Below are 24,866 nucleotides of genomic sequence, written 5' to 3' on the forward strand. Positions count from 1 at the left end.
CGCGCCACACCCGTCCGAGGCCCCGCGCCGGCGGGCGCGCCGCCCTGTTCAGGGCCCCGGATCGGCGGGTAAGCCAGACCAGTCCGATCGGCAAGGGATAATACCTACATGCGATTGTCCGCCAGGGTCGACTACGCGTTGCGTGCCGCCGCGGAGCTGGCGGTGGCCGGGAGTCACCCGGTGACCGCGGTCCAGCTCGCGGAGGCCCAGCAGATTCCGCCCAAATTCCTCGAGAACATCCTCGGCCAGCTGCGCCGTTCCGGTCTCGTCCGCAGCCAGCGCGGCCCCGAGGGGGGCTACTGGCTGGCGCGCCCGGCCGAGCAGATCGCCCTCGCCGACATCATCCGCGCCATCGACGGCCCGCTGCTCGGCGTCCGGGGCGAGCGCCCCGAGCACGTCGGCTACGAGGGCCCCGCCCGGTCGCTCCAGGAGGTGTGGATCGCCCTGCGCGCCAGCGAGCGGGCCATCCTCGAGCGGGTGACCCTCGCCCACATCGCCGCCGGCGAGCTGCCCGAGGGCGTCCGCAAGCTCACCGAGGACCCGTCCGCCTGGGAGAGCCCCTCCCTGATCTAGCGGCGGGGTCTGCACCGTGCCGGAAGGCGACGTCGTCTGGCTGACCGCCCGGCGCCTGCACGAGGCGCTCGCCGGGCGGCCGCTGACCCGCGCCCAGTTCCGGGTGCCGCGCCTCGCCACCGCCGACCTGCGCGGCCGCACGGTCCTGGAGGTCGTGTCGCGGGGCAAGCACCTGCTCATCCGCGTCGAGGGCGGCCTGACGATCCACAGCCACCTGCTCATGGAGGGCCGCTGGCAGATCCGGCCCGCCGGTCCGATGCCGCGCGACCACCGGGTCCGCGTCGTGCTGGCGAACACCGAGCGGCAGGCGGTCGGCCAGTCGCTCGGCCTGGTCGAGCTGCTCCGCACCGCCGAGGAGGACGCGGCCGTCGGCCACCTCGGCCCCGACCTCCTCGACCCGGGCTGGGACGGCGGCCTCGCCGCGCAGGCCGTCGCGCGGCTGGAGGAGCAGCCGTCCCGCGCGATCGGCGAGGCGCTGCTGGACCAGACCCGCCTCGCGGGAATCGGCAACGTCTACAAGGCCGAGGTCCTGTTCCTGCGGGGCGTACACCCCTGGACGCCCGTGTCCGACGTCCCCGACCTGCCCGCCCTCGTGGAGCTCGCTCACAGGCTCCTGGACGCCAACAAGGCGCGGCACGGCCACGTCACCACGGGAGACCTGGGGCGCGGCCGGGAGCACTGGGTGTACGGGCGCGCCGGGCGCCCCTGCCGCCGCTGCGGCACCCGCGTGGAGCGCGCTCCCCAGCCCTCCGACGTCGGGGACCGGACCGCGTTCTGGTGCCCCCGCTGCCAGCCGGCCCGCTAGGACGAGCCGTCCCGACGCGCGGCGGGCTGCGCCGCCGGAGACCTCCGGCCGAGCCGCCCCGGCCCTCTCCCGGCAGGCCGTCCGGATGCGGTCGGCGCCCGTCCCGCGCCTCGAGGTCGCGGACGGGTCGCCGCCGGAAGCGGGTCGCCGGATCCTGCGCCCGCAGAAGCATCCTCCGATTGCGATCGTTCCAAGTCAATTCTCGGGTTTTCTTATCGATCTCCCAGGTCTACCTTGGGGCGGGTGACCCTCGACGACCTCCGCGTGTTCGTCGCCGTCTGCGCGGCCGGCAACCTGAGCGCCGTCGCGCGCGACCTGTCCTGCAGCCAGTCCGCGGTCAGCCAGCACGTCAAGCGGCTCGAACGGGAGACCGGGCTGGTGCTGCTGGAGCGGCGCCCGCGCGGGGTACTGCCCACCCGCGCCGGCCGGATCCTGCACCAGGCCGCCACCGAGGGCATCGCCGGGATCGACGCGGCGCTGCGGCACCTGGACGACCTGCGCCGCGGCGTCGGCGGGACGGTCCGGATCGCGACGGGCGCCACCACCGTCCGGCACTTCATGGCCGCCGGCGTGGCCGCGTTCCGGGCCCGCCATCCGGAGGCGGCGCTGCAGTTCGAGACCGCCGGGTCCAGCCGCCGCTGCCTGGAGGCGGTGCGGGCGCACACCGCCGACCTCGCGTGGGTGACGATCGGCCCGCCGCTGGAGGGCGTCGAGCAGCGGGCGTCCTGCGCGCTACCGTGGACGCTCGCCGTGCACGTCGACGACCCGCTGGCCCGCCGCGACTCCATCGGCCTCGACGACCTGGCGGGCATCCGGCACATCGAGCTGCCCGCGCACTCGACGTCCCGCGTCCATCTGGAAACGCACCTCGAACGGCACGGGGTCCGGCTGACGTCCACGACCAGCGTCGCCGACTGGGACACCGCGCTGCTGCTCGCCGAACTCGGCCTCGGCCACGCGATCGTGCCGGCGCTGCCCGGCTGGGACGGCGGCCGGGGCGAGGTGCGGCTGATCCCGATCCCGGACCTGCCGCCGCTCACGGCGGGATGGGCGGCCCGGCGCTGGGACGCGCTGAGCCCGCTCGCCATCGAGTTCGCCGACACCGTCCTGGCGCACCTCCGCATCTGACCCTGGGACGCGGAAAGGCCCGGCCCCAGGAGAGGGGCCGGGCCTTTTCCGTCCGGATCCGGGTCGGCGCCGAGGATCGCGGCGGCGCGGGGGATCCGCGTTCTATGGCGATCAGGTCTGCGCCTGGAACATCCAGTGCTGCTTCTCCAGCTGGGCCGCGATGCCGATGAGCAGGTCCTGCGTGACGGGGTCCGGCTCGTCGGTGGCCGCGATCCGCTCGCGGAACCGCGCGATGATCTGCGCCAGCACGTCGGTCACCGCCGCGACGACCTTGTCGTCGGCCAGGTAGCCGGCCTCCAGCTGCGGGATCTCGGTGCGGTCGGCGACCGTGCGGGCACGGCCGTCGGGGTTCACGCCGATCGCGACGGCGCGCTCGGCGACGTCGTCCTGGCCGGCGCGGGCGAGGTCGACGACCTCGTCCAGGTGCTCGTGCACCACCTTGAAGTTGCGCCCGGTCAGGTTCCAGTGCGCCTGCTTCGCCACGAGCGAAAGATCGATGAGGTCCACCAAGGCGCCCTGCAGGGCCTGCCCGGTGACCTTCAGTGCCTCGTCCGAGAGCGGGCTCTTGACGGCCGCCATTGTTCGGGCTCCTTCCGCGTCGTTACGGTGTGTCCGCTACAACGGGGAAGGCTGCCCCCATATGCCGAGCCCATGCGTGAGACCGCGCACACCCGCGGCCCCTGGTCGGGCATGAACCCGGCGCCGCGGCTCGCACCGCGGTCCGGTCCGGTGACTAGGCGGCGACCATGTCGCCGCGGAACTCGCCGGTGATCTCCTCGGGGGTCTCCGGAATGCGCTCGGCGGGGATCCGCTCGTGCTCGGGCGCGCCCGCCATGACCGGCTCGTGCTGCAGCTCGGCGAGGGCCAGCGAGTCGGCCACCTCCCTGAGCACGTGCGACAGCGGAACGCCCAGCGCCTTGCAGATCGACGAGAGCAGTTCGGAGGAGGCCTCCTTCTGCCCGCGTTCGACCTCGGACAGGTAGCCGAGGGAAACCCGCGCGGCCGCGGACACCTCACGGAGGGTGCGTCCCTGGCGCAGCCGCAGCTGCCGCAGTACGTCACCGAGCAGCTGGCGAAGCAGGACCATCGTCTCGCTCCCTCCCTCAGTTCGGACCATCTGCCGGTTCCACCGTACCCGGCTTGACGGTGGCCATGGCAGACCGTTGATTTCGTGTTCGCTCGGAACGTAACGCTGTAATCAGCCCCTAACTTCCCGATCTTCCCGAGCGTCCCCGGTCTCGACCTCGACGTCAAGTCCCAGCAGGACGCGTCTGAGCAGCTCAAGCGCGTGCACGACGGTCATCCGGCGGATCACCGGGCGGATCTCCGGCCCGGTGCCGGGCACGGGGAGTTTCGGCCTGACCACGGTGCGCGTATTCCCGGGTCCGGTCACGCCGATATAGACCGTTCCCACCGGGCGGCCGTCCTGCGGCTCGGGACCCGCGACGCCCGTCACCGCGAGCCCGTACGTGGCGCCGAGCCGGTCCCGGACGCCCTCGGCCATCGCGGCGGCCACGTCCGGGTGGACGGCCCCGTGCTCGGCCAGCAGGACGTCGGGGACGCCGAGCAGGCGGTGCTTCAGCTCCGTCGCGTACGCCACCACCCCGCCCGCGTACGTCGCGGACGAACCGGGCATCGCGGTCAGCTCCGCGCCGATGCCGCCGCCGGTCAAGGACTCGGCGACCGCAACGGTCGCCGAGCGCTCGGCGAGCAGCCGGTGGACGACGCGGTCCAGCGTGTCCGCCTCCACGCCGTAGACGACCGGGCCGAGCAGCTCGCGGACGCGCTCCTCGACCGCCGCGAGCCGGCCCTCGGCGTCCGCGCCGGCCACCGTGATCCGGATCTTGACCTCGGCCGGATCGGGCAGGTAGGCGAGCTTCACCCCGTCCATCGCCTCGACCTCGGCGAGCCGCGTCGCGACGACCGACTCCCAGATCCCGGCGGTGCGCAGCGTCCGGCGGGCGACCGCGGGCAGCCCGGCGATCCCGGCCAGCTCCGGCAGCACCACCTCGTCCATGATCGTGCGCATCTCGAACGGGACGCCGGGCAGCGCGTAGACGATCCCGCCGTCCAGCTCGACGCGCAGGCCGGGGGCGGTGCCGGCGGAGTTGTGCAGCAGCACGGCGCCCTCGGGGACCTCGGCCATGCGGAACGCCATCGGCTGGAGCGTCCGGCCCGCCGCCTCGGCCCGCTCGTGCAGCCGCCGCTCCAGCGCGGAGTCGCAGACGAGCGCGACGCCCGCCGCCTCGGCGAGCGCGTCCCGGGTCAGGTCGTCGTAGGTGGGGCCGAGGCCGCCGGTGGTGATCACCGCGTCGGCGCGGGCCAGCGCGGACCGCACCGCCGCGACGATGACGTCCGTCTCGTCGCCGACGACCACGCTGCGGGTCACGTCCACGCCGTGCTCGGCGAGGCGCCGGCCGAGCCAGGCCGCGTTCCCGTTGATGGTGTCGCCGAGGAGCAGCTCGTCCCCGACGGTGAGCAGTTCGACCCGCATGCCTCCGCCTCCCCGTCGCCGGTCACCCGAATGTACCGGCGGGGGACGACGGTCCGCGCCGCGGCCGGCGGGCGGTCGCGGGCGACGGCGGCGCGGGCCGCGGGGTTGACCGCCATCGGCGACCGAATCAGGACGAAGACCCCTTTGACCGACTAACAGCTGCTCGCCCGATCGGTCCCCGCATATCGCATTTCGTTGGCCGAAGAAAAAGCGAGCCGTGCATTGTGTCACACACCCGCCGGGCGCCGCACACTGCGCGTGAGTGGGAACGCGACCAGGGCGCGCATCGTCGCACCGCTCCGACCTGCGCCATTGCGGCGGGCGGTCCACCATCGGCCAACCGCGCCGTCATTTTGTGAGTCAGAACTCATTTGGCATGTCGCGACCACTCCCCATTCACGGGGATAATTGCCAGTGCGGCCGCCATGAAGGGGGCTGCGGGGCACGACCGGGGTGGGCGTGCTCCCGTAGCCCGTCATGGCGGCCGTGCTCGTCTCCGCTCCTCCGGGTCACCGGCCCCCCCGGTCGCCGGGCCGCCAGGGGCGGGCAGGGGCGCGGGCGGTCAGGGGGTGCGGGCGGTCAGGGGGTGCGGGCGGTCAGGGGCGCGCCAGGCGCCGCAGGACGGCCCCGCAGCGGCGCGCGTACGCCCGCTGGGCCAGCGGCCCGAGCGGGCCCGCCAGCCGCGCCGGCGCCGTCGCCGGGCGGCTGAACGAGGTGACGGTCAGCCACACCTCGTCCTCGTCGTCCCGATGCACGACGAACGCCTCCTCCCCCGATTGCGGATGGCCCGGCAGCGTCCCGTAGGCCCATCCGGCGCGGCGGTCGTCCTCGCGCGTCCACACGACCCGGCAGGGCGCGTTCAGCCGGAACGGCCCGAGGCCGAGGCCCATCTCCACGCTCACGCCCGGTTCGGCCCGCGGGGCCGACGCCCGCACGCGCACGGGGAGCGCCCGGTGCATCCAGAACTCCATCAGCGCGTCCGAGGCGTTGCGCATCACCGCCGGACCCGTGCCGACGAGCGTCCGCACCCGCAGGTGCCGGTAGCCCGCCGGGCGCTCGGCGTCCCATGTCGCGCCGACCTCGGGATAGGTGAAGTCCTGCCCGCTCATCGGTGTGCGGCCTCCAAACTGACCAATCGGTGTCAAGTATCACCGCTTCTCCTGGCCACCCGCGCGGGCGCCCCTCTACCGTCGCCTCATGATCGCCGTCATCGCCGCACTGAACGTGTACCCCGTCAAGAGCGCGGCCGGCGTCCCGCTCGCCGAGGCGGACATGACGCCGGACGGGCTGCGGCACGACCGGGCGTTCATGCTCGTCCGCCCGGACGGGCGCCACCTGTCCCAGCGGGAGGCGCCCGGGCTGGCGCTGATCCACCCGGCCTACGACGGGGCGAAGCTCACCGTCTCCTCGCCGCTCGCGGACGCGCCGCTGGTCTGCGAGGCGGCCGACGGCCCGCCCCGCGACGTCACGGTGCACCGGCGACCCTGCCGGGGGATCGACCAGGGGGACGACGCCGCCGGCTGGTTCTCCGACGCGCTCGGGCTCTCCTGCCGCCTCGTCCGCTTCACCGGGACGCGCCCGGCGAAGCGCGGCGGCGGGACGCTGGCGTACGCCGACGGCTATCCGGTCTCGGTGCTCTCGCAGGAGTCGCTCGACGACCTGAACCGCCGGATGTCCGGGCCGCTCCCGATGAACCGGTTCCGCCCCAACATCGTCCTGAGCGGCCTCGGCCCCTACGGCGAGGACGGGGTGACCCGGCTGCGCGGCGCCGCCGAGATCGAGCTGCTCGCGCCGTGCGGGCGCTGCGTCATCATCAACACCGACCAGGAGACGGGTGAGCGCTCCCCCGCGCCGCTGCGCGCGCTCGCCGCGTACCGCACCGGGCGCTTCGACGGCTACCGCGAGATCGTGTTCGGACGCCTCGGCGTCCCGCGCGCGCTCGGCACACTCCGCGTCGGCGACGAGCTCGCCGCGTCCTGACGCGAGAGAGGGTCAGCTGCGGGGAGCGCGCCGCAGGCGCCACGCCTGGACGACGTAGTCGACGCCGGTGACCACGGTGACGATCAGCGCGGCGGCCATCGTGACCCAGCGCAGGTAGTCCAGCGGGCCGGGCAGGATGTAGAAGCCGATCGCGAAGACCTGCAGCATCGTCTTCAGCTTGCCGCCCTTGCTGGCCGGGATCACCCCGTACCGGATGACGACGAACCGCATCACCGTGATGCCGATCTCGCGGACCATGATGACGGCGGTCACCCACCACCACAGCTCGCCCAGCGCCGACAGGCAGACCAGCGCCGCCCCGGTCAGCGCCTTGTCGGCGATCGGGTCGGCGATCTTGCCGAAGTCGGTGACCAGGCCGCGGGCCCGGGCCAGGTCGCCGTCGATCTTGTCGGTGACGGAGGCGGCCGCGAACACCGCGAACGCGCCGATCCGCCAGCCGGTGCCGTCCATGAACAGCAGCCACACGAACAGCGGGACCAGCACGATCCGCAGCAGCGTCAGCGCGTTGGCGATGTTGTAGACGCTCGCCGGCGGCGGGTCCGGCGACCCGGCGACCGGCTCCGGCGTGCCCGCGATCACGACACGTCCGCGACGAGGTCCACGCCCTCGCTGCCGGTGACCCGGGCGGCGACGATCTCGCCGAGGGCCAGGCCCTCGCCGCGGACCAGCACCGTCCCGTCCACCTCGGGCGCCTGGTGCGCGGCGCGGCCCTCGAACCCGTCGTCCACCTTGTCCTCCAGCAGCACGTGGATCTCCGAGCCGACGCGGTCCTCGGCGCGCTGCGCGGTCAGCTCCTCGGCCAGCTCCGTCAGCTCCTCGACGCGGCGGGCGATCTCGTCCGGGTCGACCTTGCCGTCGAGCTTCGCGGCCTCGGTGCCGTCCTCGTCGGAGTAGCCGAACACCCCGACGGCGTCCAGCCGCGCGGCGGACAGGAACTCCGCCAGCTCCTCGAAGTCGTCCTCGGTCTCGCCGGGGAACCCGACAATGAAGTTCGACCGCACGCCCGCCTCCGGGGCCTGCGCGCGGATCTGGTCGAGCAGCTCCAGGAACCGGACGCGGTCGCCGAACCGGCGCATCGAGCGCAGCACCGGGCCGCTGGCGTGCTGGAAGGACAGGTCGAAGTAGGGCGCGACGCCGGGCGTGCCGCAGATCGCCTCGATCAGCCCCGGCCGGGTCTCCGCCGGCTGCAGGTAGCTGACCCGGACGCGCTCGATGCCGTCCACCGCCGCCAGGCCGGGCAGCAGCTTCTCCAGCGCGCGCAGATCACCGAGGTCCTTGCCGTAGGACGTGGAGTTCTCGCTGACGAGGACCAGTTCCCGGACGCCGTGGCCGGCGAGCCAGCGGGCCTCCTCCAGCACCTCCGCCGGCGGCCGCGACACGTACGCGCCGCGGAACGCCGGGATCGCGCAGAACGTGCAGCGCCGGTCGCAGCCGGACGCCAGCTTGAGCGGCGCCACCGGGCCGCCGCCGAGGCGCCGCCGCAGCACCCGCGGGCCGGACGCGGGCGCCACCCCGTCCGGCAGGTCGCCCGCCTCGCCGGCGGGGCCGTGCCCGGGGATCGCGACGCCCTCCGCGGACGCGGACCGCTCGACCGGGCTGATCGGCAGCAGCGTGCGGCGGTCGCGCGGGGCGTGCGCCTCGCGCGCCCGGCCCTCCATCACGTCGTCGAGCCGGTCCCCGATCGACAGGTAGTCGTCGAAGCCGATCACCGCGTCGGCCTCCGGCAGCGCCTCCGCCAGCTCCCGGCCGTACCGCTCGGCCATGCAGCCCGCCGCGACGACCTTGGCGCCGGAGTCGTGCGCCGCGAGCAGCGTGTCGATGGAGTCCTTCTTGGCCGCCTCGATGAAGCCGCAGGTGTTGACGACCACGACGTCGGCGCCGTCCGCGCCGTCCGCCAGGTCCCACCCGGCGTCCTCGATGCGCGCGGCGAGCTCCTCGGAGTCCACCTCGTTGCGGGCGCAGCCGAGGGTGATGAGCGAGACCTTGCGGCGAGTCGACATGCCCCTAAGGTAATGGGCCCGGGCAGCGCCGTGGACCGCCGCCCCGCCCGGGTGACCGAGCGGTCAGGTACCGGCGGGCCCGGCGGGCCGGGGCCTCAGGCGGCGGAGGGGTCGTTGCGGTCGAAGCTGAGCCGCTGGACGCCCTTGCCCTTCCCGGGCGTGCCGATGTCCTTGCCGTTCACGGTGAGCCGGACGCCGCCGCCGATGCCGATCACCACGCTGATCTTCTTCTTGGCGGTCCACTTCTTCTGGTCGCCGCTGCGCAGCACGCCGGAGTACAGCGCCTTGCCCTTGTCACCGCGGACGTTGATCCAGACCGTGCGCTTGGCGACGGCCTCGACCTCGACCGTGGTGCGCGGCGCCGCCGCCACCGGGTCGGTGGACTTGGGCGGCGCGGAGGGGGTCGGCTTCGCGGGGCCCGCCGAGGGCGTCCCGGCGACCTGCCGCGCGGTGTGCCGCTCGTGCCCGCCGTCGTGCCGGACCGCCTGGACGACCCCGGCGATCACCACGACGGCGAGGGCGAGCGCCATCGCCGCGCTCCAGTTCGCCGAGCGGCGCTCGCGGAACGGGATCGGGCGCTCCGGCTCGAACGCCGCCGTCGCCGACACCGGCTGCGGCGCGCCGCCGTGCGCGGCGTCGAACTCGCTGACCAGCGGTTCCGGATCGATGCCGATGACCCGCGCGACGCTGCGGATGTGCCCGCGCGCGTAGAAGTTGCCGCCGCAGGCGGAGAAGTCGTCGGACTCCATGCCGCGGATCACCGTCTCGCGGATCCGCGTCTGGAGACTGACCTGCGTCACCGAGAGACCCGCCTGCCGACGCTCCTGGGCCAAGGTCTCACCGATGCTCACGCCGGGCCTCCTTCGAGCGCGTTCGCGGCTGGTTCCACGCTGATGCGACACCAGTCTAGAAACGGGAATGCCCGCTCGGCGAGCGCCAACACGTTCGAAACAGGGCAAGATTTCGCATCATTCCGCCATGCCGTTCCCGGTATCCGGTGGCCATATGACGGTAACCGCGCCGACATTCCGTTGTTCCCCCGCGGTAAGTGCGCCGCGGGGGAACGCCCGGTCAGCCCCCGCCGCGCAGTTCCGCGAGCACTCCCGGCAGGTCGTCGGGCTTGGCGAGGACGTCGCGCGCCTTGGAGCCCTCGCTCGGCCCGACGATGTCGCGGCTCTCCATCAGGTCCATCAGCCGGCCCGCCTTGGCGAAGCCGACGCGCAGCTTGCGCTGCAGCATCGAGGTGGACCCGAACTGCGTCGACACCACCAGCTCGATCGCCTGGACGAGCAGGTCCATGTCATCGCCGATCTCCTCGTCGATCTCCTTCTTCGGCGCGGACGACTCGGCGACGTCCTCCCGGTAGTTCGCCTCCATCTGCGCCTTGCAGTGGTCGACGACCGAGTGGATCTCCTTCTCCGACACGTAGGCGTTCTGGATCCGCATGGGCTTGCTCGCGCCCATCGGCAGGAACAGCGCGTCGCCCTGCCCGACGAGCTTCTCCGCGCCCGGCTGGTCGAGGATGACGCGGCTGTCGGACAGCGAGGACGTCGCGAACGCCAGCCGGGACGGCACGTTGGCCTTGATGAGGCCGGTGACGACGTCGACGGACGGGCGCTGCGTCGCGAGCACCAGGTGGATTCCGGCGGCGCGGGCGAGCTGGGTGATGCGGACGACCGAGTCCTCGACGTCGCGCGGCGCGACCATCATCAGGTCGGCGAGCTCGTCGACGATCACCAGCATGTAGGGGTAGGGGGTGTAGACGCGCTCGCTGCCGGGCGGCGCGGTGAGCTTGCCCGCCTTCACCGCCTTGTTGAAGTCGTCGATGTGCCGGAACCCGGACGCGGCGAGGTCGTCGTACCGGCGGTCCATTTCGCCGACGACCCATTCGAGGGCTTCCGCCGCCTTTTTGGGGTTCGTGATGATCGGGGTGATCAGGTGGGGAATGCCCTGGTACATGGTCAGCTCGACCCGTTTCGGGTCGACCAGGATCATCCGCACCTCGTCCGGCGTCGCCCGCATCAGCACCGACGTGATCAGCCCGTTGATGCAGGTCGACTTGCCCGCGCCCGTCGCGCCCGCGATCAGGATGTGCGGCATCTTCGCGAGGTTCGCCACCACGGTGCGGCCCTCGACGTCCTTGCCGAGCCCCACCACCATCGGGTGGTGCTCGTTGGTCGCCGCCGGGGAGCGCAGCACGTCGCCGAGGCTGACGATGTCCTTGTCGGTGTTCGGGATCTCCACCCCGATCGCCGACTTGCCGGGGATCGGGGAGATGATCCGCACGTCCGCGCTCTTCACCGCGTACGCGATGTTCTTGGTCAGCGCGGTGACCTTCTCCACCTTCACCGCGGGACCGAGCTCGATCTCGTACCGGGTGATCGTCGGCCCCCGGGTGAACCCGGTGACCTGCGCGTCGATGTCGAACTGCTCCAGCACGCCGGTGAGCGCGTTGACCACCGTGTCGTTGGCCTTCGTGCGCGGCTTGGCCACGCTGCCCGGCCGCAGCGCCGCCGGGTCCGGCAGGACGTAGATCTCGCCGGACGACGACAGCGGGAGCTGCTCGGAGCTGCGCGGCGCCGGGGTCGGGTCCGGGACGTCGCCGTGCGCGGGCTCTTCGGGCGGCGCGGGCTCCTCCAGGACCGGGTCGGCCGGCGGGGGCACGTCGTCGATCGGCGGCGCCGGCGGCGGGACGTCCCCGCCGAACGGGTCCGGCTCGAACAGCTCGTCCGCGAGGTCGCGGCTCGGCCGGTCCGGGCGCTTCGGCTCGTCCTCCAGCAGCGGCGTGTCGTACGGCCGCGAGTGCTCGCCGACCTCCAGCTCGTCCTCGGCCTCGTCCGCCTTCTTCTTGCGGCGGCGCTTCTTCGGCGCCTCGGGCTCCTCGTCCGACGCGTCGGACGGGCGCTCCGGGCGGCCCTGCAGCGTCGCGACCGCCCACAGGTCGCCGACCCGCTCGGGCACCTTCGCGATCGGGGTCGCGGTGATGACCAGCAGCCCGAACCCCGACAGCAGGAGCAGCAGCGGCACCGCCACCCAGCCGCTGAGCGCGGCGTCCAGCGGCGCCGACACCAGCCAGCCGACGACGCCGCCCGCGTCGCGCACGCCGGCCATGTCCTTGGCCGGCGACGGGATGCCCGCCGCGATGTGCAGGATGCCGAGCACCCCGACGGTGAGCGCGGTCAGGCCGATGACGACGCGCCCGGTCTCCTCGTTCTGCTCGGGATGGCGCAGCGTCCGCCACGCCAGCAGCGCCAGCACCACCGGCAGCGCCATGGCCACGATGCCGATGCCGCCGCGTACGACCTTCTCCAGCGCGATCGTGACGACGCCGTCCGGCCGGAACCAGGTCACCGACGCCAGCACGATCGACGAGCCGAGCAGCGCGAGCCCGAGCCCGTCGCGCCGGTGCTCGGGATCGAGGTTGCGGGCGCCGTCGCCGTAGGCGCGGAAGATCGAGCCGACGGCGACCGCCGCGAGCAGGTACAGCTTGAACAGCAGCTTGAAGAAGCCGAGGACGGCCTGCGAGATCGGGTCCGGCTTCTGCGGCGGGCGGCCCCGGCCGGATCCCCGGCCCGCGCCGCCCTTGGCCCCGCTCCTCGCTCCACCGCCCTTCGCTCCACCGCTCCTGGCGCTGCCGTTCGTTCGCTTCCGGGGGGTCGGCCCTGCGGGTTTGCGAGCCGCGCTGCCCCCGGTACGCGAGGAGGTGGTCTTCGCTCCCCCGGACGCACGTGTGGCCATGCTCATGAGAGTAACCAAGGAGCGTCCGGGTTCCCGGGACGGCGAACGGGCGTGTTGCCCATACCGGACGAGCGGGCACGACGCGGCCCGGGACGGCCGCGCGCGGTGCGCGGCACGGCCGTCCCGGGCGGCGGCTACACCTCGACGACCACCGGGATGATCATGGGGCGGCGGCGGTAGTTGTCGCTCACCCACTTGCCGACCGTGCGCCGGATCAGCTGGCTGATCTGGTGCGTGTCGTTCACGGCGTCGCCGGCCGCGCCGGCCAGCACGCCCTCGATCCGCTCGATGATCTCGTCGAAGTCCTCGTTGACGATGCCGGCGCCGCGGGCGTGCACCTCGGGCCCGGCCACCAGCTTGCCGGAGGTCGAGTCGATGCCGACGACGATGGAGACGAAGCCCTCCTCGCCGAGGATCCGGCGGTCCTTCAGCGAGGTCTCGGTGACCTCGCCGACCGAGAGCCCGTCCACGTACACGTACCCGGCCGGGACGGCGCCGACGATCCGGGCCCGCCCGTCCACCAGGTCGACGACGACGCCGTCCTCGGCGATGACGATGTTGTCGTCCGGCACGCCGGTGAGCGCGGCGAGCTTGGCGTGCGCCCGCAGGTGCCGCCACTCGCCGTGGATCGGCATGAAGTTGCTCGGCTTCGTCACGTTCAGCACGTACAGCAGCTCGCCCGCCGACGCGTGCCCCGACACGTGCACCAGCGCGTTGCCCTTGTGCACGACCCGCGCGCCCCACCGGGTGAGGCCGTTGATCACGCGGTTCACCGCGTTCTCGTTGCCCGGGATCAGCGAGGACGCCAGCATCACGGTGTCGCGGTCGGTGATGCGGATCGAGTGGTCGCGGTTGGCCATCCGCGACAGCGCCGACATCGGCTCGCCCTGCGAGCCGGTGCACACCAGCACCAGCCGGTCGCCGGGGATGTCGTCCAGCTCCTTCTGGTCGACCATCACGTCCTCGGGGACGTTCAGGTAGCCCAGCTCGCGGGCGACGCCCATGTTGCGGACCATCGAGCGGCCGACGAAGCACACCTTGCGGCCGTTGGCGACGGCCGCGTCCAGCACCTGCTGCACGCGGTGCACGTGGGAGGCGAAGCAGGCGACGATGAGCCGCTCCTGCGCGGTGCGGAACACCTCGTCGACGACCGGGCCGATGTTGCGCTCGCTGGTGACGAAGCCCGGGACCTCGGCGTTGGTCGAGTCCGACAGCAGCAGGTCGATGCCCTCGGTGCCGAGCCGGGCGAACCCGGGCAGGTCGGTGAGCCGGCCGTCCAGCGGCAGCTGGTCCATCTTGAAGTCGCCGGTGTGCAGGACGAGCCCGGCGGACGTGCGGACGGCGAGCGCGAGGGCGTCCGGGATCGAGTGGTTGACGGCGAAGAACTCGCACTCGAACGGCCCGAACGTGCGCCGCTCGCCCTCGGCCACCACGTCGGTGACCGGTTTGATGCGGTGCTCGGTGAGCTTGGCCTCCAGCAGGGCCAGCGTGAGCCGCGAGCCGACCAGCGGGATGTCGCGGCGCTCGCGCAGCAGGTACGGGACCGCGCCGATGTGGTCCTCGTGCCCGTGCGTGAGGACGACGGCCTCGATGTCGTCGAGGCGGTCCCTGATGTACTCGAAGTCCGGCAGTATCAGGTCGATGCCGGGCTGCTCGGTCTCGGGGAAGAGCACACCGCAGTCGACGACGAGCAGGCGACCGCCGTACTCGTAGACCGTCATGTTGCGGCCGATCTCCCCCAGCCCGCCGAGCGCGACGATGCGCAGACCGCCCTCGGGCGGCGCGGGCGGGTCCGAGAGCTCCGGGTGAGGATGACTCACCGGGCGACCTCCGGAATGACGACCTCCGGCACTTTGACTCCCCCTATCGTGAGGTCTTCGCGCAGGCGCGCCGCGAACTCCGGCGTGGCCTCCACCAGCGGGGCGCGCAGCGCGCCGCCCCCGGGGAGGCCCAGCAGGTTCAGCGCTGCCTTGACGGCGATGGCGCCCTGCGTACGGGTCATGATCGCGGTGACCACGGGCAGCAGCCGCCGGTGGATCTCCAGCGCCCGCCCATGCTCACCGGCGCGGTATGCGTCGATCATCTCATGGAGTTCGGTTCCCACGACATGGCCGACCACGCTGACGAACCCGGCGGCGCCGACCGACAGCCAGGGCAGGTTCAGCACGTCGTCGCCGGAGTACCAGACCAGATCGGTCTCCGCCATCACCCGGGACGCGCCGAACAGGTCGCCCTTGGCGTCCTTGACGGCGATGATCCGCGGGTGCTCGGCGAGCTGGATCAGCGTGTCGTTCTGGATCGGCACCCCGGCGCGCCCCGGGATGTCGTAGAGCATGTTCGGCAGGCCCGTCGCGTCGGCCACCGCCGTGAAGTGGCGGATCAGGCCCTCCTGCGGCGGCTTGTTGTAGTACGGGGTGACCACGAGCAGACCGTGCGCGCCGGCGGCCTCGGCCTGCCGCGCGAGTTTCAGGGTGTGCTCGGTGTGGTTGGTTCCGGCACCGGCGACGATCACGGCGCGGTCGCCGACCGCCTCGATGACCGCGCGCAGAAGCGTGCTCTTCTCGTCGTCGCTCGTCGTCGGCGACTCGCCGGTCGTCCCGTTGACGACCAGGCCGTCGTGGCGCCGCTCGTCGACCAGGTGGGTCGCGAGGCGCGCGGCGCCGTCGTAGTCGACTCCGCCGTCCGGCAGGAACGGCGTGACCATCGCGGTCAGCATCCGCCCGAACGGGGCGTCGGTCGATGTGCTGGGTGCCATGCATCGAACGGTACCGTTCCGGCCGCCGGGTTGGAGCCGCAGGTCGAGGGGTTCGGCGGCCGGGTCGGGACGGGGGCTCCGGCGGCCCCGCGGGCCGGGCTCGGGGCGGGCGTGGCGGCGGGCGCGAAGCGGGCATGGAAGAAGCCGCCGCCACACGCTCGGGGGTACGCGTGGCGGCGGCTCCCACACCCGACATCGTGGCACGCAAATGCCTCGTTACGGGGTCAGTCCGGCCACTTCCCGGACTCGGTTGGATAACGTGACCCTCCGGTCAGTTCGCGCAGCCGGCCGCGCAGTTCCTCGACGTCCGGCGTGCGCACGAGATCGTTGCCCCGGACCGCCCACCAGTGGCCGGACCCGCCCCGCCCGATCCGCCATCCGGCGAACTCGGCTGACAGCTCGCTGAGCCGGTCGGCGTCATGCCGCGCGGTCTGCTGAATGCGCATCGGCCTCGTCCTCCGCTTCCCTTGCCAGCCGCCGGTACGGCCCGCTTCACCGCACCGATCCGTACCCCGCCCATGTCCCGCTATACACCCCTTCTTACCTGGGCATACGGAGAAATCGGTACGTAGTCGGCCGGGTTTCTCAGCGGCCAACTTTTTCTGTCGTCGCGGGCAGCCATGTCGCGCGATATCGGGCCCATTCGGCCGGCGATGTGGTCCAGTCCGCGTACACGCCGACGCCGTACGGGCGCTTCGGCGGGCGTTTGAGCTCGCCGATTCCGCGCCGTACACCACGGAGGGCGACGGTGAGATTCTCAGCCCAGTCCATCAAGGGCCGATAGGTGGGCACGCCCATGAAGACCGTGACCTGATCGCCGATCAATTCGAGGGTGTGGCGGGTGTGCCGGGCGAAGTGCCAGCCCGCGAGCGACTGCGTCGGCAGCGACACGTCGTAGGTCATGATCGCCACCTGGTCGACGCGCCGGGCGACCTTCCGCAGGAAGGCGTCGGTGGGACGCGGCGGATAGTGCCAGGGGCCCGTGCGCGGGAGCAGCGCCTTGTAGACGGGCTGCGCCGCGTCCACGAGCGTCGGCTGCTCCAGCGCCACCGACAGCAGGCGGCCGCGGGAGCGGGTGAGCTCGTGGGTCTTCTCCAGCAGCGCGAGGAACGCCCGGTCGTCGGGGTAGATCGGCTCGAAGTCGTAGTGGATCCCGTCGAAGCCGACGTCGAGGAGGTCCGCCGCGGTGCTCGCGACGCGCACCCGAACGGCGGTGTCGTCGAGCTCGATGACTCCCTTGCCGTCCACCGTGCGGATCTGGCCCAGGTACGCCTGGGTCCGCACGCCCGGCGCGTACTTGTGGACGGCGTCGTTGAGCCGCTTCGCGTACCGGTACTTGGCCGCGGGGACCGTCCCATCCGCCTCGAACGGCCCGGAGTGGAAGAACACGTCGGTGATGCGGTTCTGCTTGAGGAGCTCCGCGAGCGCCCGGTACTCGGCGTCGGTGTGCGGCTCCCCCACCCACTGGTGCCTGGCCCACAGCGCGTTCGCCTCGGTGCCGCGCGCCTCCGGCTCGGACTGCCACCACGTCCACGCGCCGGAGAAGGTGAGCGCGACCAGCCCCAGCACGTACGCGGCCGTCCAGCCCGCCCACCGCAGCGCGCCGCGCCGGCCTCCGCGCCGTCTCCCGCCAGACCGCCCTATCCTGCCAGACCGCCTCATCCCCGCCATCCGGCAATGATCGCGTATCGATCCGGCACTTCGGGCGCCGTGGAGGCCGCCGGGTCCGCGTCCGGCAAGCCGGAGGGCACGCGTCGGCCATGGGTCGATCATGATTGCCCCCGAACCGCGCGCCGGGTGCGGAAAGCGTTGACACCGGGGGAATTCTTGGGTGACGAGGCGGCCTAGCGGTGCCGGGCTTCCGGTCTCGACTGGGTCTCGAATGGGGGGCCGCCCCGATCCTGTTCCGAAATACCGGGATGGAGGTCGAACCGACATGCGAGCACGACCTGACCAGGCCGAACCGAGACCCCTGCTACCGACGAAGTCGGCCCGGGGACGGGGAGTCGTTCCCCCTCGCGAGGCACTGCTCAGCACCCGGGCGCTCCTGATCGTCCTCGTGGCGATCGGCGCCGGCGCTCTGACCGCGATGGCCCCGCAGGCCGCGATCCCGATCGGGGTCGGAGTCGGCGTCGTCACCCTGCTGGCCCAGATCGTCAAAGACTGAACCGTCAAGGACCGAGAACTCTTCGCGGTGCGTTCGGCGCCGGGCGCCCGGCGCCGAACGCACCGCCTTCAGAAGACCGGGATGATGTCCTCAGCCTCGATGCCGCTGACGTCGACGCCGGAGATGTCCAGCTCGGGGATCGCGGGGAACTCGATGCCCCAGCGCTCCACGATCGCGCGGACGCGGGCGATCGCGACCCGCCAGTTCTCCGCCTGCTCGTCGAACGACAGCACGCCGAGGCCCGCGTCGCGGGCGTGGTCCATCAGCACGCGGTGGTTGTGCAGGAAGTAGGGCGGCAGGTCCCAGAAGCCCTTCGGCGGCTCCCAGAGGATCATCGACAGGAACACGAAGCCGGCCCGCAGCTGCTTGGTGATCTGGCCCTTGACGTCCTCGGTGAGGCCGGGCCACTCGTTCTCCAGGATCGTCATGCAGATCTGCAGGTGCCGCGACTCGTCCCGGCCGATCCGCTTGAACATCTCGCCGAACAGCGGATGCCGGGTGCCGGACGCCATGCCGCGGAACAGCGTCGACGCGGCCATCTCCCCCATCATGAAGCTGGTGAACAGCACGGCCAGCGAGTACTTGCGGACGGCGCTGTTGTAGCCGTGCCAGTAGCGGCCGCCGTTGTGGTAGAGCCAGCCGATGTTGTTGTGCGCGGCCTTCTCCAGGTCGGTCCGCGGCGTCCAGTCGAGCGGCCCGCCCGGCCAGATCCGCGCGATCGACCGCTGGCAGCACTCCTCGTGGTTCATCTCGTCGCGGGTGATGGAGAAGAAGCACTTGCGGACCGGGTCCTCCTCGTGCTGCTCGAACGCGTGGATGGTCGCGCGGGCGAACACCGCGGGCCCGGAGGCGTCGAAGTTGGCGAGCACCGCGAACCAGTACATGAGCCCGAGGCGCTGCTCCGGCGGGAACCCGTCCGGGCGCAGTTCGTCCCACGGCAGGTCGGCGGGGTTCCAGACGGTCCGCTTCGACTTCTCGTAGATCGCGGCGAGCTTGTCGGTCTCGACCCGCCACTCCATCGGGTAGATGTTCGGCTGCGGGATGTCCGGGGCGGGCCAGAACCCGCCCTCAGGAACGGTCGGCTTGTCGGCCATGCAAGGCTCCTCGATGGTCACCGTCTCGTGACGCCCTACCGTCCATTGTGGGCGTCCCGGACACGACCGGGAAGGCGGAGGGGGCGCGGCGCACCCGCGTCTGCTGGGTCAGGGCCACGCAGACGAGGACGCCGGCGGCGCCCAGCACGGTCACCGCGTCGATCGACTCGCCGAGCAGCAGCCACGACCAGCCGAGCGTCATCACCGGCTGCGCGAGCTGGACCTGGCTCGCGCGGGCGATCCCGGCCCGCGCCAGCCCCTCGTACCAGGCGAAGAAGCCGAGGTAGGCGGAGAAGGCGGTCACGTAGCCGAAGCCGAGCACGGCGTGGCCCGTCCAGTGCGGGTGCGTCGTCGCGAGCAGGCCGCCGGTCACCGGGACCGTGATCGGCGCCGCCAGGACGAGCGCCCAGGAGATCACCCGCCAGCCGGGCATGTCGCGGGCGAGGCGGCCGCCCTCGGCGTAGCCCGCGGCGGCGGCCAGCAGCGCACCGAACAGCAGCAGGTCGGCGGCGCTGAACCGGCCGGCGCCCCGGATCAGCGCGAAGCCGGTGACGCAGGCGGCGCCGGCGGCACCGGCGAGCCAGAAGGCGCGGGACGGGCGCTCGCCCGCGCGCAGCACGCCGAGGACGGCGGTCGCCGCCGGGAGCAGCCCGACCACGACCGCCGAGTGGGAGGACGAGGCGCCCCGGTCGAGCGCGAGCGTGGACAGGATCGGGAACCCGAAGACCACCCCGGCGGCCGCGACGGCGAGCGCGCCCCACTCGCGGCCGCGCGGCCGGCGGGACCGGACCGATAGCAGTGCGATCGCGGCGAGGACGCTCGCGGCGGCCGACCGGCCGACCCCGATCAGGTAGGGGTCGAGGCCCTCCAGCCCGTATTCGGTGCCCGGAAGGGTGAAAGAGAAGATCAGCACGCCCAGCGCGGCGAGCCAGATGCCGATCCCCGGCCTCGTCGCCGCTACCGGGCTGGAGGCAGTAGCGCTATCCTTGTTCCTCATGAATAACGATAGCAGTGTGGCGGCACTCGCCGACGCGCTGCGGACCGAGGTGGGCCGGCTGAGCCCGGGCGAGCGGCTGCCGTCGAGCCGGGCGCTGGTCGAAAGGCACCGCGTCAGCCCCGTCACGGTGTCGCGGGCCATCGGGCTGCTCGCCGCCGAGGGCCTGGTCGTCACGCGCCCGGGCGCGGGCGCGTTCGCCGCGCGCCGGCCCTCCCCCGCGTCCGAACCCGCCGACTTCGGCTGGCAGGCGGTGGCCCTCGCCGGCCGCTCGGTGGACGCGGCGGGCGTGTCCTGGCTGCTCACCCCGCCGCCGGAGGGCGCCGTCGCGCTCAGCGGCGGCTACCCGCACCCGAGCCTGCAGCCGGTCCGCGCCCTGGCGAACGCCGCGGGGCGGGCGGCCCGGCGGCCGAACGCGTGGGACATGCCCCGCCCCGGCGGCGTGCCCGAACTGCGCGCCTGGTTCGCCCGCAGCGTCGGCGGCGGCGTGTCCCCCGGCGACGTGACCGTCACCAACGGCGGGCAGCAGTCGCTCACGACCGTGCTGCGGGCGCTGCTCCCGCCCGGCGCGCCCGTCCTGGTCGAGTCGCCGACGTATCTCGGCGTGCTGGCCGTCGCGCGGGCGAGCGGGCTGCGGCCCGTCCCCGTGCCGGTGGACGCCGACGGCGTCCGCCCCGACCTGCTCGCGGAGGCGTTCGCGATGAGCGGCGCGCGGGCGTTCTACTGCCAGCCGGCCTTCCACAACCCGACCGGGGCGGTGCTGAGCGCCGACCGGCGCGCGCGCGTCCTCGACATCGCGCGCGCCGCCGGGGCCTTCGTGGTGGAGGACGACTACGCGCGCCACCTCGGCATCGACCCGCCTCCACCGCCGCTGATCGCGCAGGACGCCGACGGCCGGGTCGTGCACATCGCCTCGCTCACCAAGGCCACCGCGCCCAGCCTGCGGATCGCCGCGGTGATCGCGCGCGGCCCGGTCGCCGAGCGGATCCGCGCGACGCAGCTCGTCGAGGAGTTCTTTCCCCCCCGGCCGCTGCAGGAGACGCTGCTCGAACTCGTCAGCTCGCCCGGCTGGCCGCGGCACCTCCGGGCGCTGCGGACGGCGCTGCCGGCGCGCCGCGACGCGCTGCGCGCCGCGCTCGCCCGCGACCTGCCGGAGCTGCGCCCGAACCGTCCGGCGGGCGGCCTCCACCTGTGGGTCTGGCTGCCGGACGGCCTCGACGACGTCGCCGTCGCCGAGGCCGCGCTGCGCGCGGGCGTGCTGGTCAGCGCGGGGAGGCCGTTCTTCCCCGCCGAGCCGCCCGCGCCCTTCCTGCGGCTGAGCTACGGCAGCGCGTCGTCGGAGGCGGAGCTGGCGGAGGGCGTCCGGCGCCTCGCCACCGTCCTGCGCTGACGTCCCGCCGGACGGCCAGGGGCGATGGCCGTCAGGACGGTCGGGCGGTCAGAGCAGTCAGGGCGGTCAGGGCGCCGTGCAGAAGCAGAACTCGTTGCCCTCCGGGTCGCGCCACACCCGGAAGGGGGCCCGCGGGTCGCCCATCGGCTCGCCGGCCGGGGTCGCGCCGAGGCGGGCGGCGCGCTCGCCGGCGGCGTGGATGTCGGGGACGTCCAGGTCGAAGTGGATCCGGTTCTTGACCGTCTTGCGCTCCGGGACGCGCTGGAACGACAGGACCGGGCCGCCCTCGCCGGCCGGCTCCAGATCGAGCCAGCCGTCCTCGGCGGCGGCGGTCCGCACGCCGAGCAGCCCGCCCCAGAACGCGGCCAGCGCCTCCGGGTCGGCGCAGTCGACCACGACGCCGAGTTTCAGGCCGGTCATCGGGCTCCTCCCACGGGACGGGCGATCCGGACCGAGCGCGCGGCGGCGCGGCGGCAGTGCACGGGCTCGGGACGGCGGACCGGACGCGCCGGGCGCAGGGCGCGGAGCCGGGCGCCGAGCCGGGCCCGCCTGCGCGCCGCGCGCTCCCTCGCCAGGGCGCCGGCGGTGAGCCGCGCCTCGACGATGTCGGCCTGCAGTCGGGCGAACTCCCGTTCGGCCCAGGCGTGCCGGGTCGCGAGGTCCGCCAGGTACGGCAGCGCGTTCATCGCGCCTCCCTTCGTTGACACCAGTGAAACGGTAACGGTGGTGTCGGAATCGTGCAACCACTCAAACCCGTTCACTGGTGTCGACGGTTGGTAGGCTGCTCACGGACGGGTGGAGGGACGATGACGGACGCGCAGACCGACGACCCGGCCCTGCTGCTGCAGGACTTCGTCAACACGCTGGACGTCGACTCCGGCACCGAGGGCCTCCCCGCGCCGGAGGCGCTGGCCGGATGGCTGGCCGGGCGCGGGCTCGTCCCTCCCGGGACGCCCGCCGGACCCGCCGACCTGAGCACCGCGATCACCCTGCGCGAGGGCCTGCGCGAGGCCATGGCCGCCCACCACGGGCCGCAGGAGGCCGGCTTCCCCGGCGAACTGGAGGACGCGCTCGCCGCGCTGCCGCTGCGCGTCGACCTCACCGGGCCGCGGCCCGCGCTCGTCCCGCTCGACCCGCCCGCGACGGCCGCCGCGGGACTCGCCCGCCTCGCCGCCGCGATCATGGACGCCGCCGCCGCCGGGACGTGGCCGCGCCTCAAGGTCTGCCAGGAGGGCACCTGCCGCTGGGCGTTCCTCGACACGTCCAAGAACCGGTCGCGGTCCTGGTGTTCGATGCGCACCTGCGGCAACCGCACCAAGACCCGCGCCTACCGGGCCCGCAACCGCGCCTGACCCGGTGCCCGGGCCCTAGGGTGTGCGGTGATCGTCCAGGGAGAGGGGCTGCCATGACCGGTGGTGGGGCCGATGCGGGGGTGCGGGAAGCGCGGCGCGCGGACGCGGCCGCCGTCGCCGACATCCAGGTGCGCGCCTGGCGGCACGCCTACCGCGACCTGCTCCCCGCCGGCGTCCTCGACCGGGTGACCGGCCCGGACGCGCTGGAGGCGTGGCGGGAGCGGTGGGCGGACGCGGCGGCGAACCCGCCGAGCCCGCGGCACCGGCTGCTCGTCGCGGTCGCGTCCGATCTGGTCGTGGGGTTCGCGGCGCACGCGCCCGCCGAGGACCCCGACCTCGACGCCGCGACCACGGCCGAGCTGATCACCCTGCTGGTCGACCCGCTGCACGCCCGCGCCGGGCACGGCAGCCGGCTGCTCGCCGCCACCGTCGACCTGCTCCGCGAGGACGGCTTCACCACCCTGATCAGCTGGGCCTTCGAGAAGGACGAGGTCACCCGGGCGTTCCTCGGCGGCGCCGGCTGGGCGCCGGACGGGACGGCCCGCACCCTCGACATGGGCGAGCCCGTCCGCCAGGTCCGGCTCCACACCGACATCACCGTTCGCTGACATCACCGTTCGCTGACATCACCGTTCGATAGGGGCGCTGTTCGGCAGGGGTCGGTGAGGGGCACGGCCCGTCCGGCCATATCGTTGAGGCCGTGCCCGAGTCCACCTCCCTGTCGCCGCATGCCCCGGCGACGCCGCCGAGCGCCGACCACCGCCGGTGGCTCGGCATGGTCGTCATCAGCCTGGGCGTGTCGCTGGTCGTCGTGGACGCCACCATCGTCGGCGTGCTGCTGCCGCGGATCGTGTCCGACCTGGACCTGACGACCGCCGGCGCGGAGTGGATCACCTCGGTGTACTCGCTGGTGTTCGCGGCGCTGCTGATCCCGTTCGGCCGCGCGGGCGACCTGTTCGGGCGGCGCCGGATGTTCGTGCTCGGCGTGGCGGTGTTCGCGCTCGCGAGCCTCGCCGCCGCGGCGGCGGGCGGCGGCGGCGCGCTGGTGGCGGCGCGGGCGGCGCAGGGCGTCGGCGCGTCGATGGTCCTGCCCGCGACGCTGTCCACGGTGAACGCGGTGTTCACCGGACGGGACCGTGCCATCGCGTTCGGGATCTGGGGCTCGATGATCAGCGGGATGGCCGCGCTCGGGCCGCTGATCGGCGGGGCCGTCGCGACCGGCGGCGGCTGGCGCTGGGCGTTCGGAATCAACGTGCCGCTCGGCGCGGCGCTCATCGCGGCCGCGTTCCGGCTGATGCCGGAGACCCGCGGGGCGGGCGCCGCCGCGCGGGGCACGCTGCGCGAGATCGACTGGTCCGGGGCGGCGCTGTCCGCGCTCGGGCTCGCCGCGCTGGTGTGCGGGCTGATCGAGGGCCAGACGTACGGCTGGTGGGCGGCCACCCGGCGGTTCTCGGTGGGCGGGTTCGAGTGGCCGGGCACCGGGCTGTCGCCCGTCCCGGTGGTGATCGCGCTCGGGGTCGTGCTGATCGCGGCGCTGGTGGTGGTCGAGCGGGCGCGGGCGGCGGCGGGCCGTCCGGTGATGCTGGACCTCGACCTGTTCCGGATCCCGAACTTCCGGCACGGCAACCTCGCCTCGTCCCTGATCAACGTGGGCGAGCTGGGGCTGCTGTTCATCCTGCCGCTGTTCCTGCTGGGCGTGCACGGCACGAACCCGCTGCAGATCAGCGTCGCGATCCTGCCGCTGGCCCTCGGGGCGTTCCTCACCGGCGGGTACGCGGGCAAGCTCGCCAACAAGCGCGGCGCGCACCGGGTCGTGCAGATCGGCATGGTGCTGGAGGTCGCCGCCGTCCTCGCCCTCGCCGTCACCGTGTCCGCGACGACCGGCGGGTTCGGGCTCGCGCCCTGGATGCTGCTGTACGGCCTAGGCCTCGGCCTGACGTCGGCGCAGCTCACCAACGTCTCGCTCGCGGACGTCCCGCCGGCGCAGGCCGGGCAGGCGTCCGGCACGCAGTCCACCGCGCGGCAGGTCGGCGCCGCCCTCGGCATCGCCCTGATCGGGACGGTGTTCGCCACCAGCCTCGGGCACGCGATGAGCGACCGGCTCGCCGGGACGGCGCTGGCGCCCGACGTGCAGGCGTCGGTGACCCGGCACCTGCGCGAGAGCGCCGGGACGTACGGACGTGATCTTCACGACAGTCCCGGCACGGCGGTCGAGGCGCACGCCGCGGACGCGAGCCTCGCCGTCGCGACCAGGCACGCCGCGCTCACGACCGCCGCGATCCTCGCCGCCGGGCTGATCCTCTCGCTCCGGCTGCGCCCGAGCACTGATCGACATCGGGAAGAATCGGAACCCCAGGGCGGCTGACACCCCCTGA

The 24,866-nt window shown here is 73.4% G+C and carries 25 protein-coding genes; 9 read left to right on the forward strand and 16 right to left on the reverse strand.

Annotation, left to right across the window (positions count from 1 at the left end; all coding sequences use genetic code 11):
• The first annotated feature begins 108 nt into the window (after window positions 1-108).
• The 3 genes from amrb99_RS13330 (at window position 109) to amrb99_RS13340 (ending at window position 2,506) form a co-directional block, all read left to right on the forward strand.
• Window positions 109-573, forward strand: a complete 465-nt coding sequence (locus tag amrb99_RS13330) for an Rrf2 family transcriptional regulator (protein WP_173099665.1) — start codon at window positions 109-111, stop codon at window positions 571-573.
• A 16-nt stretch (window positions 574-589) separates the two neighbouring features.
• On the forward strand, window positions 590-1,378 hold the full coding sequence (locus amrb99_RS13335) for an Fpg/Nei family DNA glycosylase (RefSeq protein ID WP_190856242.1): 789 nt from the start codon (window positions 590-592) through the stop codon (window positions 1,376-1,378).
• 243 nt (window positions 1,379-1,621) lie between these two features.
• Window positions 1,622-2,506 (forward strand): LysR substrate-binding domain-containing protein, encoded by an 885-nt coding sequence (locus amrb99_RS13340; protein ID WP_190856243.1) that lies wholly within the window; start codon window positions 1,622-1,624, stop codon window positions 2,504-2,506.
• Window positions 2,507-2,617: 111 nt separating this feature from the next.
• On the opposite strand, the gene amrb99_RS13345 is transcribed toward amrb99_RS13340, so the two are convergent.
• From amrb99_RS13345 to amrb99_RS13360, 4 genes are all read right to left on the reverse strand, one after another.
• Entirely contained in the window at window positions 2,618-3,085 is a 468-nt protein-coding gene (locus tag amrb99_RS13345; RefSeq protein WP_190856244.1) for a DNA starvation/stationary phase protection protein, read from the reverse strand.
• A gap of 154 nt (window positions 3,086-3,239) precedes the next feature.
• Window positions 3,240-3,593, reverse strand: coding sequence for a helix-turn-helix transcriptional regulator (locus amrb99_RS13350; protein WP_151538353.1), 354 nt, complete (start codon window positions 3,591-3,593; stop codon window positions 3,240-3,242).
• Window positions 3,594-3,704: 111 nt separating this feature from the next.
• The gene (locus amrb99_RS13355) at window positions 3,705-5,000 is read right to left on the reverse strand and encodes a CinA family nicotinamide mononucleotide deamidase-related protein (protein ID WP_190856245.1); all 1,296 of its coding nucleotides are present in this window, start codon (window positions 4,998-5,000) and stop codon (window positions 3,705-3,707) included.
• Between the two features lie 596 nt (window positions 5,001-5,596).
• Window positions 5,597-6,109: a DUF1990 domain-containing protein gene (locus amrb99_RS13360; protein ID WP_190856246.1), complete on the reverse strand. Its 513-nt coding sequence runs from the start codon at window positions 6,107-6,109 to the stop codon at window positions 5,597-5,599.
• Window positions 6,110-6,197: 88 nt separating this feature from the next.
• Here amrb99_RS13360 and amrb99_RS13365 point away from each other — a divergent pair, with 88 nt between their 5' ends.
• On the forward strand, window positions 6,198-6,980 hold the full coding sequence (locus amrb99_RS13365; RefSeq protein ID WP_190856247.1) for an MOSC N-terminal beta barrel domain-containing protein: 783 nt from the start codon (window positions 6,198-6,200) through the stop codon (window positions 6,978-6,980).
• A 12-nt stretch (window positions 6,981-6,992) separates the two neighbouring features.
• Here the strand turns inward: amrb99_RS13365 and amrb99_RS13370 are convergent, their stop codons facing one another.
• From amrb99_RS13370 to amrb99_RS13405, 8 genes are all read right to left on the reverse strand, one after another.
• Window positions 6,993-7,580, reverse strand: a complete 588-nt coding sequence (locus amrb99_RS13370) for a CDP-alcohol phosphatidyltransferase family protein (RefSeq protein ID WP_190856248.1) — start codon at window positions 7,578-7,580, stop codon at window positions 6,993-6,995.
• Complete coding sequence (gene rimO / locus amrb99_RS13375) at window positions 7,577-9,001, reverse strand: 30S ribosomal protein S12 methylthiotransferase RimO (protein ID WP_190856249.1); 1,425 nt, start codon at window positions 8,999-9,001, stop codon at window positions 7,577-7,579. The genes amrb99_RS13370 and rimO overlap by 4 nt, the downstream gene beginning before the upstream one ends.
• Before the next feature lie 95 nt (window positions 9,002-9,096).
• Entirely contained in the window at window positions 9,097-9,852 is a 756-nt protein-coding gene (locus amrb99_RS13380; protein WP_190856250.1) for a RodZ domain-containing protein, read from the reverse strand.
• A 220-nt stretch (window positions 9,853-10,072) separates the two neighbouring features.
• Window positions 10,073-12,739 carry a DNA translocase FtsK gene (locus amrb99_RS13385; RefSeq protein WP_190856251.1) on the reverse strand — a complete coding sequence of 889 codons (2,667 nt, stop codon included), beginning with the start codon at window positions 12,737-12,739 and terminating at the stop codon, window positions 10,073-10,075.
• 134 nt (window positions 12,740-12,873) lie between these two features.
• Window positions 12,874-14,559, reverse strand: a complete 1,686-nt coding sequence (locus amrb99_RS13390) for an RNase J family beta-CASP ribonuclease (protein ID WP_190856252.1) — start codon at window positions 14,557-14,559, stop codon at window positions 12,874-12,876.
• Window positions 14,556-15,494, reverse strand: coding sequence for a 4-hydroxy-tetrahydrodipicolinate synthase (dapA, locus tag amrb99_RS13395; RefSeq protein WP_190856253.1), 939 nt, complete (start codon window positions 15,492-15,494; stop codon window positions 14,556-14,558). The genes amrb99_RS13390 and dapA overlap by 4 nt, the downstream gene beginning before the upstream one ends.
• Window positions 15,495-15,718: 224 nt before the next feature.
• Window positions 15,719-15,940 carry a hypothetical protein gene (locus amrb99_RS13400; protein ID WP_190856254.1) on the reverse strand — a complete coding sequence of 74 codons (222 nt, stop codon included), beginning with the start codon at window positions 15,938-15,940 and terminating at the stop codon, window positions 15,719-15,721.
• A gap of 139 nt (window positions 15,941-16,079) precedes the next feature.
• Entirely contained in the window at window positions 16,080-17,063 is a 984-nt protein-coding gene (locus amrb99_RS13405) for a hypothetical protein (protein WP_347256660.1), read from the reverse strand.
• Between the two features lie 367 nt (window positions 17,064-17,430).
• Here amrb99_RS13405 and amrb99_RS13410 point away from each other — a divergent pair, with 367 nt between their 5' ends.
• The gene (locus tag amrb99_RS13410; RefSeq protein ID WP_190856255.1) at window positions 17,431-17,661 is read left to right on the forward strand and encodes a hypothetical protein; all 231 of its coding nucleotides are present in this window, start codon (window positions 17,431-17,433) and stop codon (window positions 17,659-17,661) included.
• Between the two features lie 68 nt (window positions 17,662-17,729).
• On the opposite strand, the gene amrb99_RS13415 is transcribed toward amrb99_RS13410, so the two are convergent.
• Both amrb99_RS13415 and amrb99_RS13420 read right to left on the reverse strand, forming a co-directional pair.
• Complete coding sequence (locus amrb99_RS13415) at window positions 17,730-18,755, reverse strand: hypothetical protein (RefSeq protein ID WP_190856256.1); 1,026 nt, start codon at window positions 18,753-18,755, stop codon at window positions 17,730-17,732.
• A complete protein-coding gene (locus amrb99_RS13420) occupies window positions 18,730-19,752 on the reverse strand; it encodes a DMT family transporter (RefSeq protein ID WP_190856257.1) in 1,023 nt (340 codons plus the stop codon). Before amrb99_RS13420 ends, amrb99_RS13415 begins: the two co-directional genes overlap by 26 nt.
• Between amrb99_RS13420 and amrb99_RS13425 the strand changes: the two genes are divergently transcribed.
• Window positions 19,751-21,139 (forward strand): PLP-dependent aminotransferase family protein, encoded by a 1,389-nt coding sequence (locus amrb99_RS13425; protein ID WP_190856258.1) that lies wholly within the window; start codon window positions 19,751-19,753, stop codon window positions 21,137-21,139. The two genes, amrb99_RS13420 and amrb99_RS13425, sit on opposite strands and share 2 nt — an antisense overlap.
• Before the next feature lie 66 nt (window positions 21,140-21,205).
• On the opposite strand, the gene amrb99_RS13430 is transcribed toward amrb99_RS13425, so the two are convergent.
• Window positions 21,206-21,559: a VOC family protein gene (locus tag amrb99_RS13430; RefSeq protein WP_190856259.1), complete on the reverse strand. Its 354-nt coding sequence runs from the start codon at window positions 21,557-21,559 to the stop codon at window positions 21,206-21,208.
• Entirely contained in the window at window positions 21,556-21,846 is a 291-nt protein-coding gene (locus amrb99_RS13435) for a hypothetical protein (RefSeq protein WP_190856260.1), read from the reverse strand. Before amrb99_RS13435 ends, amrb99_RS13430 begins: the two co-directional genes overlap by 4 nt.
• Window positions 21,847-21,945: 99 nt before the next feature.
• On the opposite strand from amrb99_RS13435, the gene amrb99_RS13440 reads away from it, so the two are divergent.
• The 3 genes from amrb99_RS13440 (at window position 21,946) to amrb99_RS13450 (ending at window position 24,856) form a co-directional block, all read left to right on the forward strand.
• On the forward strand, window positions 21,946-22,491 hold the full coding sequence (locus amrb99_RS13440) for a CGNR zinc finger domain-containing protein (RefSeq protein WP_190856261.1): 546 nt from the start codon (window positions 21,946-21,948) through the stop codon (window positions 22,489-22,491).
• A 53-nt stretch (window positions 22,492-22,544) separates the two neighbouring features.
• A complete protein-coding gene (locus tag amrb99_RS13445) occupies window positions 22,545-23,099 on the forward strand; it encodes a GNAT family N-acetyltransferase (RefSeq protein WP_190856262.1) in 555 nt (184 codons plus the stop codon).
• A gap of 92 nt (window positions 23,100-23,191) precedes the next feature.
• Window positions 23,192-24,856: an MFS transporter gene (locus amrb99_RS13450; protein ID WP_347256661.1), complete on the forward strand. Its 1,665-nt coding sequence runs from the start codon at window positions 23,192-23,194 to the stop codon at window positions 24,854-24,856.
• Window positions 24,857-24,866: the final 10 nt, after the last annotated feature.

It is taken from the genome of Actinomadura sp. RB99, from assembly GCF_014706005.1.
Classification (GTDB): domain Bacteria; phylum Actinomycetota; class Actinomycetes; order Streptosporangiales; family Streptosporangiaceae; genus Spirillospora.

Bases quoted from the DNA above. Each gene is read 5' to 3' on its own strand.
- amrb99_RS13330 (WP_173099665.1), top strand. From the start codon at position 109: ATGCGATTGTCCGCCAGGGTCGACTACGCGTTGCGTGCCGCCGCGGAG.
- amrb99_RS13345 (WP_190856244.1), bottom strand. From the start codon at position 3,085: ATGGCGGCCGTCAAGAGCCCGCTCTCGGACGAGGCACTGAAGGTCACC.
- amrb99_RS13350 (WP_151538353.1), bottom strand. From the start codon at position 3,593: ATGGTCCTGCTTCGCCAGCTGCTCGGTGACGTACTGCGGCAGCTGCGG.
- amrb99_RS13355 (WP_190856245.1), bottom strand. From the start codon at position 5,000: ATGCGGGTCGAACTGCTCACCGTCGGGGACGAGCTGCTCCTCGGCGAC.
- amrb99_RS13360 (WP_190856246.1), bottom strand. From the start codon at position 6,109: ATGAGCGGGCAGGACTTCACCTATCCCGAGGTCGGCGCGACATGGGAC.
- amrb99_RS13365 (WP_190856247.1), top strand. From the start codon at position 6,198: ATGATCGCCGTCATCGCCGCACTGAACGTGTACCCCGTCAAGAGCGCG.
- rimO (WP_190856249.1), bottom strand. From the start codon at position 9,001: ATGTCGACTCGCCGCAAGGTCTCGCTCATCACCCTCGGCTGCGCCCGC.
- amrb99_RS13385 (WP_190856251.1), bottom strand. From the start codon at position 12,739: ATGGCCACACGTGCGTCCGGGGGAGCGAAGACCACCTCCTCGCGTACC.
- dapA (WP_190856253.1), bottom strand. From the start codon at position 15,494: ATGGCACCCAGCACATCGACCGACGCCCCGTTCGGGCGGATGCTGACC.
- amrb99_RS13400 (WP_190856254.1), bottom strand. From the start codon at position 15,940: ATGCGCATTCAGCAGACCGCGCGGCATGACGCCGACCGGCTCAGCGAG.
- amrb99_RS13410 (WP_190856255.1), top strand. From the start codon at position 17,431: ATGCGAGCACGACCTGACCAGGCCGAACCGAGACCCCTGCTACCGACG.
- amrb99_RS13415 (WP_190856256.1), bottom strand. From the start codon at position 18,755: ATGGCCGACAAGCCGACCGTTCCTGAGGGCGGGTTCTGGCCCGCCCCG.
- amrb99_RS13425 (WP_190856258.1), top strand. From the start codon at position 19,751: ATGAATAACGATAGCAGTGTGGCGGCACTCGCCGACGCGCTGCGGACC.
- amrb99_RS13420 (WP_190856257.1), bottom strand. From the start codon at position 19,752: ATGAGGAACAAGGATAGCGCTACTGCCTCCAGCCCGGTAGCGGCGACG.
- amrb99_RS13430 (WP_190856259.1), bottom strand. From the start codon at position 21,559: ATGACCGGCCTGAAACTCGGCGTCGTGGTCGACTGCGCCGACCCGGAG.
- amrb99_RS13440 (WP_190856261.1), top strand. From the start codon at position 21,946: ATGACGGACGCGCAGACCGACGACCCGGCCCTGCTGCTGCAGGACTTC.
- amrb99_RS13445 (WP_190856262.1), top strand. From the start codon at position 22,545: ATGACCGGTGGTGGGGCCGATGCGGGGGTGCGGGAAGCGCGGCGCGCG.